This is a genomic window from Symbioplanes lichenis, assembly GCF_030709675.1.
Taxonomy (GTDB): Bacteria; Actinomycetota; Actinomycetes; order Mycobacteriales; family Micromonosporaceae; genus Actinoplanes; species Actinoplanes lichenis.
The window spans coordinates 573,522-586,973 of the sequence record NZ_JAUZQD010000003.1; the positions used below are offsets into that span (position 1 = coordinate 573,522).

The 13,452-nt window shown below is 71.3% G+C and carries 11 protein-coding genes; 6 read left to right on the forward strand and 5 right to left on the reverse strand.

The features are described from left to right. The first annotated feature begins 29 nt into the window (after window positions 1–29). Window positions 30–2,711, forward strand: a complete 2,682-nt coding sequence (locus RAN62_RS09715; protein ID WP_305784193.1) for a hypothetical protein — start codon at window positions 30–32, stop codon at window positions 2,709–2,711. Between the two features lie 53 nt (window positions 2,712–2,764). Here the strand turns inward: RAN62_RS09715 and RAN62_RS09720 are convergent, their stop codons facing one another. Continuing rightward, on the reverse strand, window positions 2,765–3,871 hold the full coding sequence (locus tag RAN62_RS09720; protein ID WP_305784194.1) for a glycerophosphodiester phosphodiesterase: 1,107 nt from the start codon (window positions 3,869–3,871) through the stop codon (window positions 2,765–2,767). Window positions 3,872–4,089: 218 nt separating this feature from the next. Here RAN62_RS09720 and RAN62_RS09725 point away from each other — a divergent pair, with 218 nt between their 5' ends. Then, on the forward strand, window positions 4,090–4,527 hold the full coding sequence (locus RAN62_RS09725) for a hypothetical protein (RefSeq protein WP_305784195.1): 438 nt from the start codon (window positions 4,090–4,092) through the stop codon (window positions 4,525–4,527). Between the two features lie 3 nt (window positions 4,528–4,530). Here RAN62_RS09725 and RAN62_RS09730 read toward each other — a convergent pair whose 3' ends face one another. After that, window positions 4,531–5,346 carry a helix-turn-helix domain-containing protein gene (locus RAN62_RS09730; protein ID WP_305784196.1) on the reverse strand — a complete coding sequence of 272 codons (816 nt, stop codon included), beginning with the start codon at window positions 5,344–5,346 and terminating at the stop codon, window positions 4,531–4,533. A 91-nt stretch (window positions 5,347–5,437) separates the two neighbouring features. After that, window positions 5,438–5,659 carry a hypothetical protein gene (locus RAN62_RS09735; RefSeq protein WP_305784197.1) on the reverse strand — a complete coding sequence of 74 codons (222 nt, stop codon included), beginning with the start codon at window positions 5,657–5,659 and terminating at the stop codon, window positions 5,438–5,440. A gap of 255 nt (window positions 5,660–5,914) precedes the next feature. Between RAN62_RS09735 and RAN62_RS09740 the strand changes: the two genes are divergently transcribed. Then, window positions 5,915–6,133 carry a hypothetical protein gene (locus tag RAN62_RS09740; protein ID WP_305784198.1) on the forward strand — a complete coding sequence of 73 codons (219 nt, stop codon included), beginning with the start codon at window positions 5,915–5,917 and terminating at the stop codon, window positions 6,131–6,133. An 8-nt stretch (window positions 6,134–6,141) separates the two neighbouring features. Here RAN62_RS09740 and RAN62_RS09745 read toward each other — a convergent pair whose 3' ends face one another. Then, complete coding sequence (locus RAN62_RS09745) at window positions 6,142–6,768, reverse strand: YdcF family protein (RefSeq protein WP_305784199.1); 627 nt, start codon at window positions 6,766–6,768, stop codon at window positions 6,142–6,144. Window positions 6,769–6,790: 22 nt separating this feature from the next. Then, window positions 6,791–8,437 (reverse strand): helix-turn-helix domain-containing protein, encoded by a 1,647-nt coding sequence (locus tag RAN62_RS09750; RefSeq protein WP_305784200.1) that lies wholly within the window; start codon window positions 8,435–8,437, stop codon window positions 6,791–6,793. 122 nt (window positions 8,438–8,559) lie between these two features. Here RAN62_RS09750 and RAN62_RS09755 point away from each other — a divergent pair, with 122 nt between their 5' ends. The 3 genes from RAN62_RS09755 (at window position 8,560) to RAN62_RS09765 (ending at window position 13,406) form a co-directional block, all read left to right on the forward strand. Beyond that, a complete protein-coding gene (locus RAN62_RS09755; protein WP_305784201.1) occupies window positions 8,560–9,225 on the forward strand; it encodes an esterase/lipase family protein in 666 nt (221 codons plus the stop codon). A gap of 70 nt (window positions 9,226–9,295) precedes the next feature. Then, complete coding sequence (locus RAN62_RS09760; RefSeq protein ID WP_305784202.1) at window positions 9,296–9,829, forward strand: hypothetical protein; 534 nt, start codon at window positions 9,296–9,298, stop codon at window positions 9,827–9,829. Window positions 9,830–9,932: 103 nt separating this feature from the next. Further along, entirely contained in the window at window positions 9,933–13,406 is a 3,474-nt protein-coding gene (locus RAN62_RS09765) for an nSTAND1 domain-containing NTPase (RefSeq protein WP_305784203.1), read from the forward strand. Window positions 13,407–13,452 lie beyond the last annotated feature (46 nt).

Here is a 13,452-nt window from a genome sequence, read left to right on the forward strand (position 1 = left end):
CCTGTCGCGCCATCGGCTAGACACGAGGTATGTCGATCCGGAGACTGCTCGTCGCGGCGCTCGCGGGGGCGCTGGTGCTCAGTGGTGCGACGCAGGCCTCGGCCACTCCCGAGCCCGGCCCGCCGCCGGCCGGGGCCGCGCTGCCCGACGGCTGGTCGATCGAGCAGGGCCAGCTGGTCTGGCGGGCCGGGCGGCAGGTGCCGCCCGGCGACGCCGTCGTGGAGTTCTACGCGGGGGAGCGCCGGCTCGGCGTGCCCCGCTTCACCCCCGACCACAAGACCTTCCGGCTCGGCGTCGGCCAGGTGCCGAGCCTGACCGATCTCTCGGTACGCGCGGCCGGCCGCCGCCTCGACCGGACCGGCCCGGTGCCGCAGCCCCGGACGAAGCAGGCCGTCAGCACCCCGGCCACGCTCCCGGCGCACACCGCCGACCCGGGCGTGCGAGGGCGCTATCGGACGGCCGAGGGCGAGTACCGGCTCGCCTCCGTCACCCTGCCCGGCTTCGCCGCACCGATCGAGATGCAAGCCGTGGTGGTCGCCCCGAGGAACGCCCCGGGCCGGCGGCCACTGGCGTTGTTCCTGCACGGGCGGCACATGACCTGTTACAGCGGCGACGAGTGGGTCGTGGACTGGCCGTGCCCCGCCGGCTCGCAGCCGATCCCGAGTCACCGGGGCTATCTCCAGGCGCAACGGCTGCTCGCCTCGCAGGGCTGGATCACCGTGTCGATCGCGGCGAACGGCATCAACGGACAGGACGGGGAGCTGGAGGACGGCGGGGCGCAGGGACGGTCGTCGCTCGTACGGCGGCATCTCGCACTCTGGGCGGACTGGGCCGGCGCCGGCCGGGCGGCAGCGCCCGCGATCGTGCGGGCCGTGCCCCGCGCCGACCTGGGCACCGTCTTCCTCATGGGACACTCGCGGGGCGGTGAGGGCGTCAACCGGGCGGCGATGGACTCGCTCACCCCGCCGCCGGGCTCCTCGCGGAAGGCCCGCTGGACGATCCGCGGGATGCTGCTGATCGGCCCCACCATGGTCGGGCAGAACCCGGTCCCGGACGTCCCATCCGTCACGATCCTGCCCGGCTGCGACGGCGACGTCGCGAACCTGGAAGGCCAGATGGTCACCGACGCGACCCGCGGGGTCAGCACCGGCACGGCCCTGCACAGCTCGGTGTACGTCGTCGGCGCCAACCACAACTACTTCAACACCGAGTGGACCCCCGGCCAGTCGGTCGCGACCTCCTTCGACGACTGGCAGTTCGTCGACCCGGAGGACGCGGTGTGCGGCACGGCGGCGCCCACCCGGCTGACCGCGCGGCAGCAGCAGAACGCCGGCGCCACGTACATCGCGGCTGCCGCCCGGCTGTTCGCCGGCGACGACCGGATGCTGCCGCTGCTCGACGGCAGCGGCGTCCGCGCCCCGTCGGCGGACCCGGCGCACGTGCTCACCCACGCCCTCGGCGGCGCCCGCAAGGCCGCGGTCCTGCCGGACCCGGCCGTCGCCGCCGGCGGCGGCGCGAGAATCTGCGAGCAGGTCACGTACGAACCCGCGGACTACTGCGTGAAGTCGCTGGCCGGCCGCAACCAGTCCCTGCACTTCACCCCCTTCCGGCAGGTGATCCCCGAACCGGGTCGCTACGCCGCCGAGCTGCGCTGGTCGGCGACGGGGACGCCACTGACCCTCACGCCCGCCCGGCCGGTGACGCTCGGCGGCTCCCGGGACCTCGCGCTGCGGCTGATCGTGCCGCCGAACTCGACGGGCACCCGGTTCGGTGTGACCGTCGTGGACCGCTCCGGCCGGCGCACCACGCTCGGGGACATCGGCGCCGACGGACTGCCCGGCACCGAGTCGACAGTGGGGCTCTGGGCCCAGGAGGTACGGGTGCCGTTGCGCGGCTTCCGGGGCACCCTGACGAGCCTCGAACTGACCCCGCGCACCCCGGCCGGCCAGGCGTGGCTGCTCGACGCGTGGGGCTACCGGCCGGGCACTCCCGACCCGCGGGCGCGCTCCCTGCCGCGCATCGACATCGGCGGCCTCTCGGTGACCGAGGGCGACTCGGGCAGCCGTACGTATGAAGTGCCGGTCAGGGTGACCGGCGACGGCGGCGGACGGGTGCGGCTGGCTCTGTTCGACACGTCCACCTACGAGAGCAAGGTGTGGACCGAGACCGTCGAGCCCGGCGAGCGTCTCATCGAGGTGCCGGTCGAGGTCACGGGCGACACCCTCTACGGCGAGGGCGAGGAGCTGCGCGTGCTCGCCAAGGCGGAACGGGGCCTGGTCGTCGGCGACTTCCAGGGCACGGTCAGCGTGGTCAACGACGACCCGGCGCCGGAGATCAGCCTCGCCCCGGTCGCGGGCACGGTCGCCGAGGGCGGCACGCTGAGCTGGCGCGCGACGCTGTCCACCGCCGCGGAGTCGGTGATCCTGGTGGCCGGCGAGTTCGAACCGCCCGCCGCCGGGACCGAGCTGTCGACCCTGGACGTCGACCCCGACTGGTTCTGGCTCAACTCCGCGGAGCGGCCCGAGCCGGAACGGCCGCTGTCGCAGACGGGCGCGGTCGCTTACACCTTCGTGTACGCCGGGGAGCTCACCGCCGACGTCGAGGTCCCGACGGTGACCGACGCCGTGGCCGAGGGGCCCGAGGTGGTGTCCCTGCAGTTCGGCCCCGACATCGGCGCGGCCGCCGGGACGGTGACCGACAGCACCGACTGACGACCCGGGCCCGCCGGCTCGCGCTTTTTCGGCCGGCGGGCCCGGGGGCGTGCTCAGACGCGGGCGAAGGCGATGCCGCGGGCCAGGACGCCGATGTCGGCCTGGTCGGTGAAGAGGCCGTCGAGACCCGTACGCAGGAAGGTGACCTGCTCGTCGATCGCCCGGCCGTACGCCGTCGGGTCGGTGCCCACGCGGTAGTCGGCGGGCAGGAACTGGTTCTCGGCACGGAACGTGTACGGCATGACCTTGATGCCGGCGGCGTGCGCGTCGCGGACCAGGCTCGTCGGCTCGCCGAGGGTGTCGGCGGCGGTCCGGGGGATGATCTGGTTCTTCTCCGGGCCGATGCCGTCGACATAGCGGGACAGGGCCTTCAGGCCGGCCGGCGTGAGGTACTCGGCGTACGGCTTGGGGTCGTTGAAGGGCGTGCCGGCGGCGCTGGTCAGGAAGACGAGCGGGGCCCGGAGCTTGAAGTCGTCGTTGAGGGCCTCGAGGTTGGCCGCCTCGAAGGACTGGACGAAGACCTTGGCGTCCTTGCGGTCCAGCCCGGCCCGGCGGAGGGCCTTGACCAGCGGGGTCTCCAGATCCAGCCCGAGCTTGCGGAAGAACGTCGGGTGCTTGGTCTCCGGATAGACGCCGATCTCCCGGTCGAGTTCGTCCGACAGCTTCTCGCGCAGGTCGAGGACCTCCTGGAAGGTCGGCACCGGGAACAGGCCGTCGTAGAGGGTGTTGTGCTGGCGTACGGCGGGAATGCGCTCCTTGGCCCGCAGGGTCCTCAGCTCGGCGAGCGTGAAGTCCTGGGTCCACCAGCCGGTGACCGCCACGCCGTCCAGGGTCACCGTGCGCTTGCGCGAGGCGAACTCGGGCCGCGAGCCGACGTCGGTCGTCCCGCCGATCTCCGGCTCGTGCCGGCAGACGAGCACGTGATCCTTGGTGGACACCAGGTCGGGCTCGATGAAGTCGGCGCCCATCCGGGCGGCCAGCTCGTAGGACGCCAGGGTGTGCTCGGGCCGGTAACCGGAGGCGCCCCGGTGACCGATCACCAGGCTGCCCCTCCGCTCGTGCGAGCCGCCCGCGAGCGCGGGACCCCCGGTGGCGCCCAGCACGGCCGGCGCCCCGGCGGCGAGCGCCCCGATGCGCAGGACCTGTCGGCGGTCAGCCACGTCTCCTCCACGGGACCACCCCGAGCGACGGTCGCCGGGCGTCCCCGCGTGAGAGTCCAGGTCACCCGCGCGACACGCGAGCAACGGCGCCATGACGCGCGGGCCAACACCGCCGAAAGGATCTCCCGGGTGACCCCCTGCGGGTGGGACCGTCTTGAGCCGGTGGCGTGCCCGGCCTACGGTGGTGCGGGCACAGCCCTCTCCCGGAGATGTCGACCATGGCCCACCTGAGCACGGCCGTCCCTGCCCGCCGCGTCGGCCGCCCGGACCTGGCCCTGGTGCTGGGCCGCCCGGCCCGCGACCCCGGCATCCGCCGCCTCTGCGCGGAGTACGGGCTGACGCCCCGCCCCGGCCGCGCGACCGCCCGCCACACCGGCGTCGAGGTCCACACCGGCCCGGCCGGCCTGATCACCACGGTGGTCCTGCACTTCACGCCCGGCCCGTTCACCCCGTACCACGGCGAACTCCCCGCCGGAGCGGGCCCGGTCCCGCGCCGCGCCGCCATGTGGTCGGCCCTCGGCGGCCCCGCGCAGACCGGCCCCGAGGACCGCTGGCAGCTGCGTACCCTCTCCCTGCACGCCAGGTACGCTCCCGACGCCGACCACCTCGACCGCCTGACCCTGTCCCTCCCCGGCCCCCTCCCGCGCGCCGCCTGACGGCTATCCGCGCAAACGCCGGACGTAAAGCTCCTCGTACTTGTCGAGGGTCGGATCGACGGCGCCCGCGGAGTTTTCGAACAGGTCGAAGACCCGGCGATAGCTCCGCGTGTCCTTGCGGCTCCGCGAGATCAGGCCGGTGTTGAACGCGTCGACCACGACCATGGTGTCGTCGAAAAGCACGAATCCGTGCACCGGCGGAATGGCGATCGATGTGTCGGCAGTGATGACGCGGAGGTCCACGTTGTCCTGACGCGCGACTTCGCGCACCCGGCCGATCTGCGCGATCATCTCCGTCGGCGGGCAGATCGCATAGCTGAGGACCGTCTCGGTGAAGACGATGTGAAAGGATTTGGCGGTGTCGGTGAGGATCTCCTGCCGGCGAATCCGCTCGGTCACGGCAGCCGGCACTGCGCGGTGCGCCTCGTCCGGCGTGTCGATCTCGTGCAGCTGCTGGAACCCGAGCAGCATGGCGCGGGCGTAGCCACTCGTCTGCAGCAGCCCCGGGACGACGGCGGGTTCGAAGTCCCTGATCTCCCTCGCCGTCGCCTCCCACCGCGCCACGGACACTTGCCGCGTGGCGAGCCCACCCGCCTCCGGACGCCAGTCCGTCATGTGGCTGTGCGGCCGTTCCGCCCGCTCCACCAGGGAGTTCGCTTCTCGCTCGCTGGCGCCGAGGGCCCGCGCGATCCGGCGGACGTCCTCGGGGTCGGGCACGGCCACGCCCCGTTCGAGGCGGGAGATCTTCGGCTGACTCATGCCGACGCGCGCGGCCAGGTCGGCGCCGGTGAGACCTTGCGAGTGCCGCAGTCGCGCCAAGGCGGCGCCGACACTTTCTTCCGGCTCCGCGGGGGGCTCTGATCCGGGCGACACGGATCACCCCCTCGCGGACGTCGCAGCTGAACCGGGCTCAGAGATGGCGAGCGGCTTCTCGCAGCAGCTCGACGGGAATCTCGATCAGCATCTCCCCGTCCGGAACGTCCAAGCCCGCCTCCTGCGGCGTGACCGAGAACCCCTGGACCACCAGGACCCCCGGAGTGTCACTTCGATAAACGGTGGGGCAGGAGCTGCTGGCACATTTGTTGGCGATCGGCTGCAGGGCGCCGAAGCGTCCCGGAGATGGCGTAGTCACTATCAGACCCTATTCAACCAGACTGAGGATCGTGGAATATCGGCCAAGACTCGCCGCAACTATTCGACCTTCTCATGATCCGCGATGCGGCACGTTCATCACCTGCTGTACGGCTGATGGCTGTACCTCAGCTTGCCATACGGCTGAAACGTCACGCAACGTGATCCTCTGCCGCAATGTGAATTGGCGTGGAAATTCATCGGCGGCGAATAGACGCTGACCATGTCGTCTCTTGTCTCCCTGGGGTGGTTCGCCATGATCGACCGAAGACCGCAAGTACTGACGGAACGCAGCCGCCGGCGTCAGGTGGCAGTCGTCCTGATACTGGCCCTTGTCATCGGCGCAGCCGCGGGGATGCTGTCCCTCGCGGCAGGCAACAACGTGCCTTCGGCTGTCCTCACCGGCGGTGCTGCCTTCGCCGGCAGCGTCGGACTCCTGCTGGCGCTGGCCCGGTTCGCGGGCGACCGGAATTGACGCGTCCCTCAGTAGGTGCCGCCTGCCGCGCCGGCTGCGGGGGTGAAGGGGGCGGCCGTGTAGGCGGAGTGCGATGTGAAGAGCCACCGGTGCAGCTCCGGCAGGCTGGTCAGCGACTGGCGGAGGCTGAACACATTGGTCAGGGCCAGGCGTTCGCGCTCGACGCGGGCTCGGAGGGCGACGCCGTCGAGGCCCGCGTCGGGGACGGATTCGTACAGGAGGCTGTAGGTCGTGCCGGGGAGGCCGAAGATCCAGTCGAAGACGGCGCGGGTGCGGGCGAGGTGGAACTCGGAGGTGATGACCAGCGGGCGGCGGATGCCCATGGGGCCGGTGTGGACGACGCGGGCGAAGTAGGCGTTGCCGATCGTGTCGTAGGAGGCGGTCTCGCTGTAGAGGACCTCGCCGGGGATGCCTTGCTCCTGCAGGTAGCGGCTGCTGGCGACCGCCTCGAAGATCGGGAAGCCGCGGGCGTCCCGGGGCGGCGGCTTGTGGGTGGTGCCGGCGCTCAGGGCGATGATCGGCTGGCCGGACCAGCGGCGGATCGCCTGGTCGAGGCGGGCCCGGACCCAGGGGGCCGGGCGGCCGTCGGGGGTCAGCCCGCCGCCCGGGACGAGGATCGCGTCGTAGTCGGTCACGGTGATCATGATTGACGGCGCGTCACGGCTCCGTCAATGGAAGTCGGCGGGCCAGCTCGGTGCGGGAGCGGACGCCCAGCCGCGCGAACACGTTGCGTAGATGGTGGTCCACGGTGCGCGGGCTGAGGACGAGCTGCTGCGCGATCTCCCGGGTGGTGGCCCCGTCGGCGGCCAGGCGGGCGATCCGCTCCTGCTGCGCGGTCAGATTCCCGCGTACGCCCGGAGCCGCCGCCCCGGCCGCCCGCAGCTCCGCCGCCGCCTGTCCCGCCCACGGCCCCGCCCCGAGCAACGTGAACGTGTCGGTGGCGCGCCGCAGGTGCTCGCGGGCGTCGGCGGGGCGGCGGTGGGCGCGCAGATGCCGGCCGTACAGGAGCTCGGTGTGCGCCCGGGCATAGTCGGTGTCGCCGCGGTCGTGCTCCGCCAGTGCCTCCCGGAACAGGTCGTCGGCGTCGCCCGGATCGGTCGCCAGCAGGGCCCGGCACCGGGCGCGCAGGGCCAGCCACGGCGCGCGGCCGGTCGCCGTCGTCCAGCGTTCGAACGGCCCGAGCACCCCGGCGGGCACCTCGTTCAGAGCCGCCTCGACCAGGTGCGGGGTGGCCGCCACCTGGAGCACTGCGTTGCCGTGCCCGGACGGGGTGACCACGAGCCCGGCGAGCCGTCCGGCCGCGGCCGCCGCCCGGCCGTCGATCAGGTCGAGCACGGCCAGCGCCCATTGACACAGGGCGCGCGCCGAGCCCGGGCCGGTGGTGCTGTCCTGCGCACCTGACTGGCGTACGCGATGAAGGGTGGTCTCTCGATCTCCGGCCAGGGCGGCGAGCACCGCGAGGATGCCCAGGTGCACCTCGGCGAGGGCGGTCTGGCCGGTGCGGGCCGCCAGCTCGGCCCCCTCGGTGGCGGCCGTGGTGGCGGCGTCGTGCCGGCCGGTCGCGAGCGCGGCGAAGGCGGCCGCCTCCAGGGCGCGGGGGAGCAGGGCCGTCTCGCCGCGCTGCCGGATCAGGCGGACGGCCCGGCTGGCCAGCGGCAGCCCGTCGGCGCCGGTCAGCACCGCGGCGGTCGAGCCCGGCACGAGGTCCTGCCCGGTCGCCGCGGCCCGGGCCTGCGCCGCCCGCAGGTGCGCGAAGCCGGTGGCCTGGTCGTCCCGGCACAGCGCGGCGAGCCCGGCGACCAGCTCGGCGGCCGGCGTCGGCTCGGGGTGGCGGGCGAGGACGAGGCGGGCCACCTCCGCGAACCGCCGGTCGTCCCCAGCGCGGTGCAGGGCGTCCGCCGCGTGCAGCAGCGCCTCGACGGCCGGGCCGGGCGGCAGCTGCACGGCCGCCGCGATCAGCTCGTCGGCGCCGCCGGGCCCGGTGTGCAGCGCGATCTCCGCGGCGACGAGCCGGGTGCGGGCGCGCGGTCCGGCCTCGCGCAACAGGGCGGTGGCGGGGCCGGGCGCACCCGCCAGCCACGTCTGCCGGGCGGCCGAGACAAGAGCGTTTTCCCTGGTACGCGGGTCCGCGGTGACCCGGGCGGCGTGGCGCAGCGCGGTGGCGGCCGTCGCCGGGGGAGTCCGGGCGGCGAGGGCGCGCAGGGCGGCGGCGAGGGCTTCGTCCGTACCCGTGACGGCCTTGGCCCGGCGCAGCAGGCGGGCCGGGTCCGCCGGATGTTTTTGCACGAAGCGTGCAGGTGCCATGTCGACCAGTGTCGATGCTTCGGCCCCGGAACGGAAGGCCGGTGATTTCACCGATGTGTCATTTCCGTTACGGGCCGACGCTGCGAGGACGCGATCCCCTCAGGAGGTTCCCCTTGCGCCGGATGCTCGCACTCGTCACCGCCCTGCTCGCCGGGCTCGTCACCCTCGTCGCCCTCCCCGCCGGACCCGCCGCGGCCGCCCCGGGGACGCCCGTCGTCTTCGTCCACGGCTACACGGGCAGCGCCTCGAACTGGACCAGCGCCATCGCCCTCTTCCGCGCGGGCGGCTACAGCAGCAGCGACCTGTACGCCTACGAGTACAACTCCTACGGCAACAACATCACCAACGCCCAGGGCCTGGCCTCCTATGTCGCCTCGGTCCGCAGCCGCACCGGCGCCGCCAAGGTCGACATCGTCAACCACTCCATGGGCGGCCTCGTCACCCAGTGGTACGTCAAGCAACTCGGCGGCGCGGCCTACGTCGACCACGTCGCCTCCCTGGCCGGCGCCAACCACGGCACCACCGCCGCGGGCGCCTGCCTGACCTTCGTCACGTGCCAGCAGATGTACCCGGGCTCCTCCTTCATCCGCACGATCTCCGCGGGCGACGAGACGCCGGCGCCCACCCGCTACGCCACCTGGTACTCCCCGTGCGACGGCGTCATCCTGCCCTACACGAGCACCACCCTGAGCGGCGCGACCAACAACTACGTCGCCTGCGAGAACCACATCACCTACCTGACCGACACGTCGATCCTCACCGAGGTCCGCCGCTTCCTGGCGAGCTGACCCCGGCCCGCGTGTCGGGATCTGGACTGCACGCCCTGCCCGGCCCGGGCGACCTGCCATGGTCATCGTCATGACAGCGATCGTCGGGGTCGAGCAGGGCGGCAGGGTCTTCATCGGCGGCGACAGCGCGGGGGTCTCGGGCTATTCGCTGACCGTCCGGGCCGACGAGAAGGTGTTCCGGAAGGACAAGTACCTGTTCGGCTTCACGACGTCGTTCCGGATGGGTCAGCTGCTGCGCTACTCCCTGACGCTGCCCAAGCCCGCCGGCGATCTCGAGGCGTTCATGTCCACGGTGTTCGTGGACGCGCTGCGCGAGTGCCTCAAGACCGGCGGCTGGGCCCGTAAGGAGAACGACCGGGAGGAGGGCGGCACCTTCCTGGTCGGGGTGAAGGGGCGGCTGTTCACGGTGCACGACGACTACCAGGTGGCCCAGGCGGCGGACGGCTTCGCCGCGGTCGGCTGCGGCGACGAACTCGCGCTCGGCGCCCTGTACGCGACGGCGGGCACCAGCCTCGGCCCCCGCAAGCGCGTCCTCCGCGCCCTGGGCGCCGCCGAACGGTTCAGCGCCGGCGTGCGCGGGCCGTTCATCTGCCTCAAGTTCTGAGCGGGTGGCACACCGGCGTTCTTGAGCTGATCTGGACACTCGGCCTAGCGTGGGGAAACAAGTTCGTGCCTTGGTGCTTGCCTCGCGCCCGTGAGGAGGCGGCTTGCGCAAAGACGGCGCCGCCGTGGAACTGAGCCCATTGCTGCTCAGTGTGTTCTTCGGGTTCGCGATCAACCTGTTGACGGCTGAGACGTCGAGCTGGTGGGGACCACTCCGGCCCCTGACGGCATATCCCTACGTCTGGGTGCCCGCTTCCATCGGCGCATGGGCTGCCTGGGTGTGGTGGCGCAGGCGCCGGACCGTTGTCACCTGGGTCAGCGGTAATCCGTACCCGGGACTGGCCGCCTTCGACAAGGATCACGAAAGTGTCTTCTGCGGCCGTGACGGCGAGACCGCTGCTCTGCGTGAACGACTGGAGGGATCCGGAATCGGGCCGGCTCAGCGCTTCGTCGCCCTGGTAGGCCCGTCGGGTAGCGGCAAATCGTCGGTACTGCAAGCGGGTCTGATCCCGGCCATGGGATCCGGATGGCAAGTGCTGGGGCCTGTGTTGCCCGGGAATGATGTCTTCCGCTCCCTAGCCGGGGCCGTCGTCGAAGCGGACGCCGCTGCGCTGGCCGGCGCGTTACGTGCAGCTGCCGGCGATCGCGTCCGGGACGTGTCCCCGCTGTCGTCACGGATCGTGCAGGGCGGCCGGCGCAATACTCTCCTGGTCATCGACCAGTTGGAGGAGGTGTTCGCCGCAGCGGTCGTCGCCGACGCCGCGCCTTTCCTCACGCTGCTGCGACGCTTGCTCGAAGTGCAGCCTCGGATGCATGTCGTTGCCGCGATCCGGCCGGAGTATCTCGCCGCGGCGGCCGATGCCGAACCCGCTCTCTTCCAACAGCCTGTCCCGATCGGTCCCCTGGAACCTCGCTACGTCCGGGAGGCGATCGAGAAGCCCGCAGCTGCGGCCGGCATGACGTTCGAAACGGGTCTGGTCGACGTCATGGTGGCCGAGGCCACAGTGGGGGACGCGCTCCCGCTGCTGGGTCTTCTGCTGCAGCGCCTCTTCTCGGAGATCGGTGACGGCACTGTCACGCACACCGCGTACAAGAACGCCGGCCGGGTGCCCGGTGCGATCGCCGAGCAGGCGGACGAAGTCCATCGGCGGCTGTCCTCCGCGGCGCCGGTGGAAGCGACCCTGCTGAGGTTTGTCAGCTATGAGAACGGCGACTTCGTGCGGAGCAGGGTTCTTCGCAAGCACCTGAACGCTGCGTCGCTGGCCGTGGTGGAAGAGTTTCGTCAGGCCCGGCTCCTCGTCGATGCCGCGGATGGCACCGCATTCCAGTTCGCTCATGATGCCGTCTTCCGCCAGTGGGGCACGTTGTCCGAGATGGTCTCTCGGCACAAGCATCAATTGCGGCAGGTCGGGTTGCTCGAAGAGCGAGCCTCCGAATGGTGGGCCGCTCGCAGCGAGCACGACCTCATACGCGGCCGAACCCTGCGGCAGGCCGAAGCGTGCGTCGAGGCGCTGGCTCATTCCGGTCGCTTAGCGGACTTCTTGCGTGCTTCGCGCGCCGCCGAGAACCGCCGCCTCAGCGATCGCTCTGATCGTGTGGCCTTGGCGGCACAGGACGTTTTCGCCGAGGATCCCGGGTTGGCGACGGCCATCGTGGCGGCAGCCATCGACGAGATCTTCCCTTCACGCATCGCTGAACTGACCCTGTGGGGCTTCACCGCAGAGCCTGGTCGGCGACGCCTGATGATTGGTCACGCCGCCGCTGTGACCTCGGGCGTACTGTGCGCGGACGGCTCGTTTGTGACGGTGGACAAGCGCGGGCGTCTTTGCCGGTGGGACAAGGCCGGAAGTCTGCTGGAAACCTTGCTGCTGCACCCCGACGACATCGAAAGCACCACTGCCATCAGCCGCGACGGCAGGTATGCGGTGCTCGTATCGACCGTCGGCGCGATCGAGCTGCACCAACTGGCCGGCGAGAAGCGCCTCCACGAGATCGGCCGAACCGAAGTCGCGGCCCCCGAGGCGTTGCGATGGATCGGCGACACGGTGTTCACGGTCGCCTCCGCCTCCAGCATGGAGATCTGGAAGGTGGAAGGCGAGGTGGCTTTACGGCGGCTAATTCGGATCGCGTTGGGCCCGAACTCTCAGCTGACCTGGTCGCCCGACAAACGGTTCCTAGCCGTGATCGACAATGGCCATATGGCCGTCTGGCGGTGGATGCCGCAACCCGAGGTGGTCTTCGCCGACGAGGTGGGCAGCGCGCTTGGTGGCCGGACGGTCGAGTGGTCGCCGACAAGTGATTTTCTGTTGGTGGCTTTCGGCGACGGCCGTGACGGAAGAGTCGTGCGGGTCTTGACCTCCGTCGGGCAGGTTCTGGCCGTGTACCGGACCTCATCCGCGTCCGGCATCGTATGGTCCGCCGACGGCTCGATGATTCGTGAGATTGGTGCCGATGGGTCCAGCACCTTCCGCAAGGTTGTCGAACATCCTCCTTCCACGGCCTCGGCTACACGAGAGGTGTTTCTGAACAGCGAGGCACTCGAGGCCAGGGGCGATCCGAGAGCTCGATGGTCTCGCTGGCCGGCACCGCAGGGGTGGCGTGACGGTCCCTTCCCGCCGCCGGGTGACGTCGAGGGCATTTCGTGGAGTCCCGGCCGGGACAGGGCCGTGACGTGGTCGAGATCGGGGCCGCCGTGCATTGTCTCGACAAACCGGATGCCGACGGTCCTGCACACCCCGCCGCGGCCGGCCACTCACCACCGGCAGCGCGGATCAGCCAAATGGTCCCCGTCGGGGCGCCTCATCGCAGGATCGGACGGCCGCCAGATCGTCATATGGGATTCCTTCTCCGGCGCCCAACTCCGGACGATCAACGCGGACTGCGAGGGAGGTGATCTATCGTGGTCGCCCGACTCCAGTCGCATAGCGGCGGCACGGCGCGGTTTCGCGGGTTACCGGCGGGCCTCCTCCGTGAGCATTTGTGATGTGCAGTCAGGTCACGTCTTGCGCGACATAGCAGCTTCCACCCATCTCGAAGGCTGGGTGGCCTGGTCACCCGACGGCCGTTTCATCGCGACCGTGGACGGCGACGATCTCGTCACCTACTACGCCGATACCGGCGATCCATGCCGAAGATGGCGTATCGCCCATGAGGTGGTGCGTGGGCTGTGCTGGTCCGACGATGGCATGCGGCTGGCCCTTTCGTCCTCCCGAAGGCTTTACATCTTCGAGCCGAAGTCGGAGCGGCCCCGCGGGCAGCTGGATCGGGCGGTGTCCTGCTTCTGCTTCCATGCCCGGGCCCGGTGGGTGGCGTGCAGGTACAAAGAAGGTGGCCTCGACCTGTGGGACGGGGATCTCACCCAGCGCATCGCCACGCTGCCGATGACACCCGCCGACGACGTCCGAGGCCTCCGCTGGGACGACGATCTGGTCGCCGTGACGCGCGAGGGAGCTGTCCTCACGTGGCGCCTGCCGCCGCCGGGCTCAACCGTTCGGGCGACACACACAACGCGTCCCCTATCTGAGCTGGAACGGCGTAAGTTCGACCTTCCGCAGGCGCTTGCCGATGCGCTCGATTGACCCACAGGCTGGTGCAGCGTTTCGCGCGGGGCCGTCCGGGCACTTG

Bases quoted from the DNA above. Each gene is read 5' to 3' on its own strand.
- RAN62_RS09760 (WP_305784202.1), top strand. From the start codon at position 9,296: ATGACAGCGATCGTCGGGGTCGAGCAGGGCGGCAGGGTCTTCATCGGC.
- RAN62_RS09715 (WP_305784193.1), top strand. From the start codon at position 30: ATGTCGATCCGGAGACTGCTCGTCGCGGCGCTCGCGGGGGCGCTGGTG.
- RAN62_RS09755 (WP_305784201.1), top strand. From the start codon at position 8,560: ATGCTCGCACTCGTCACCGCCCTGCTCGCCGGGCTCGTCACCCTCGTC.
- RAN62_RS09740 (WP_305784198.1), top strand. From the start codon at position 5,915: ATGATCGACCGAAGACCGCAAGTACTGACGGAACGCAGCCGCCGGCGT.
- RAN62_RS09750 (WP_305784200.1), bottom strand. From the start codon at position 8,437: ATGGCACCTGCACGCTTCGTGCAAAAACATCCGGCGGACCCGGCCCGC.
- RAN62_RS09725 (WP_305784195.1), top strand. From the start codon at position 4,090: ATGGCCCACCTGAGCACGGCCGTCCCTGCCCGCCGCGTCGGCCGCCCG.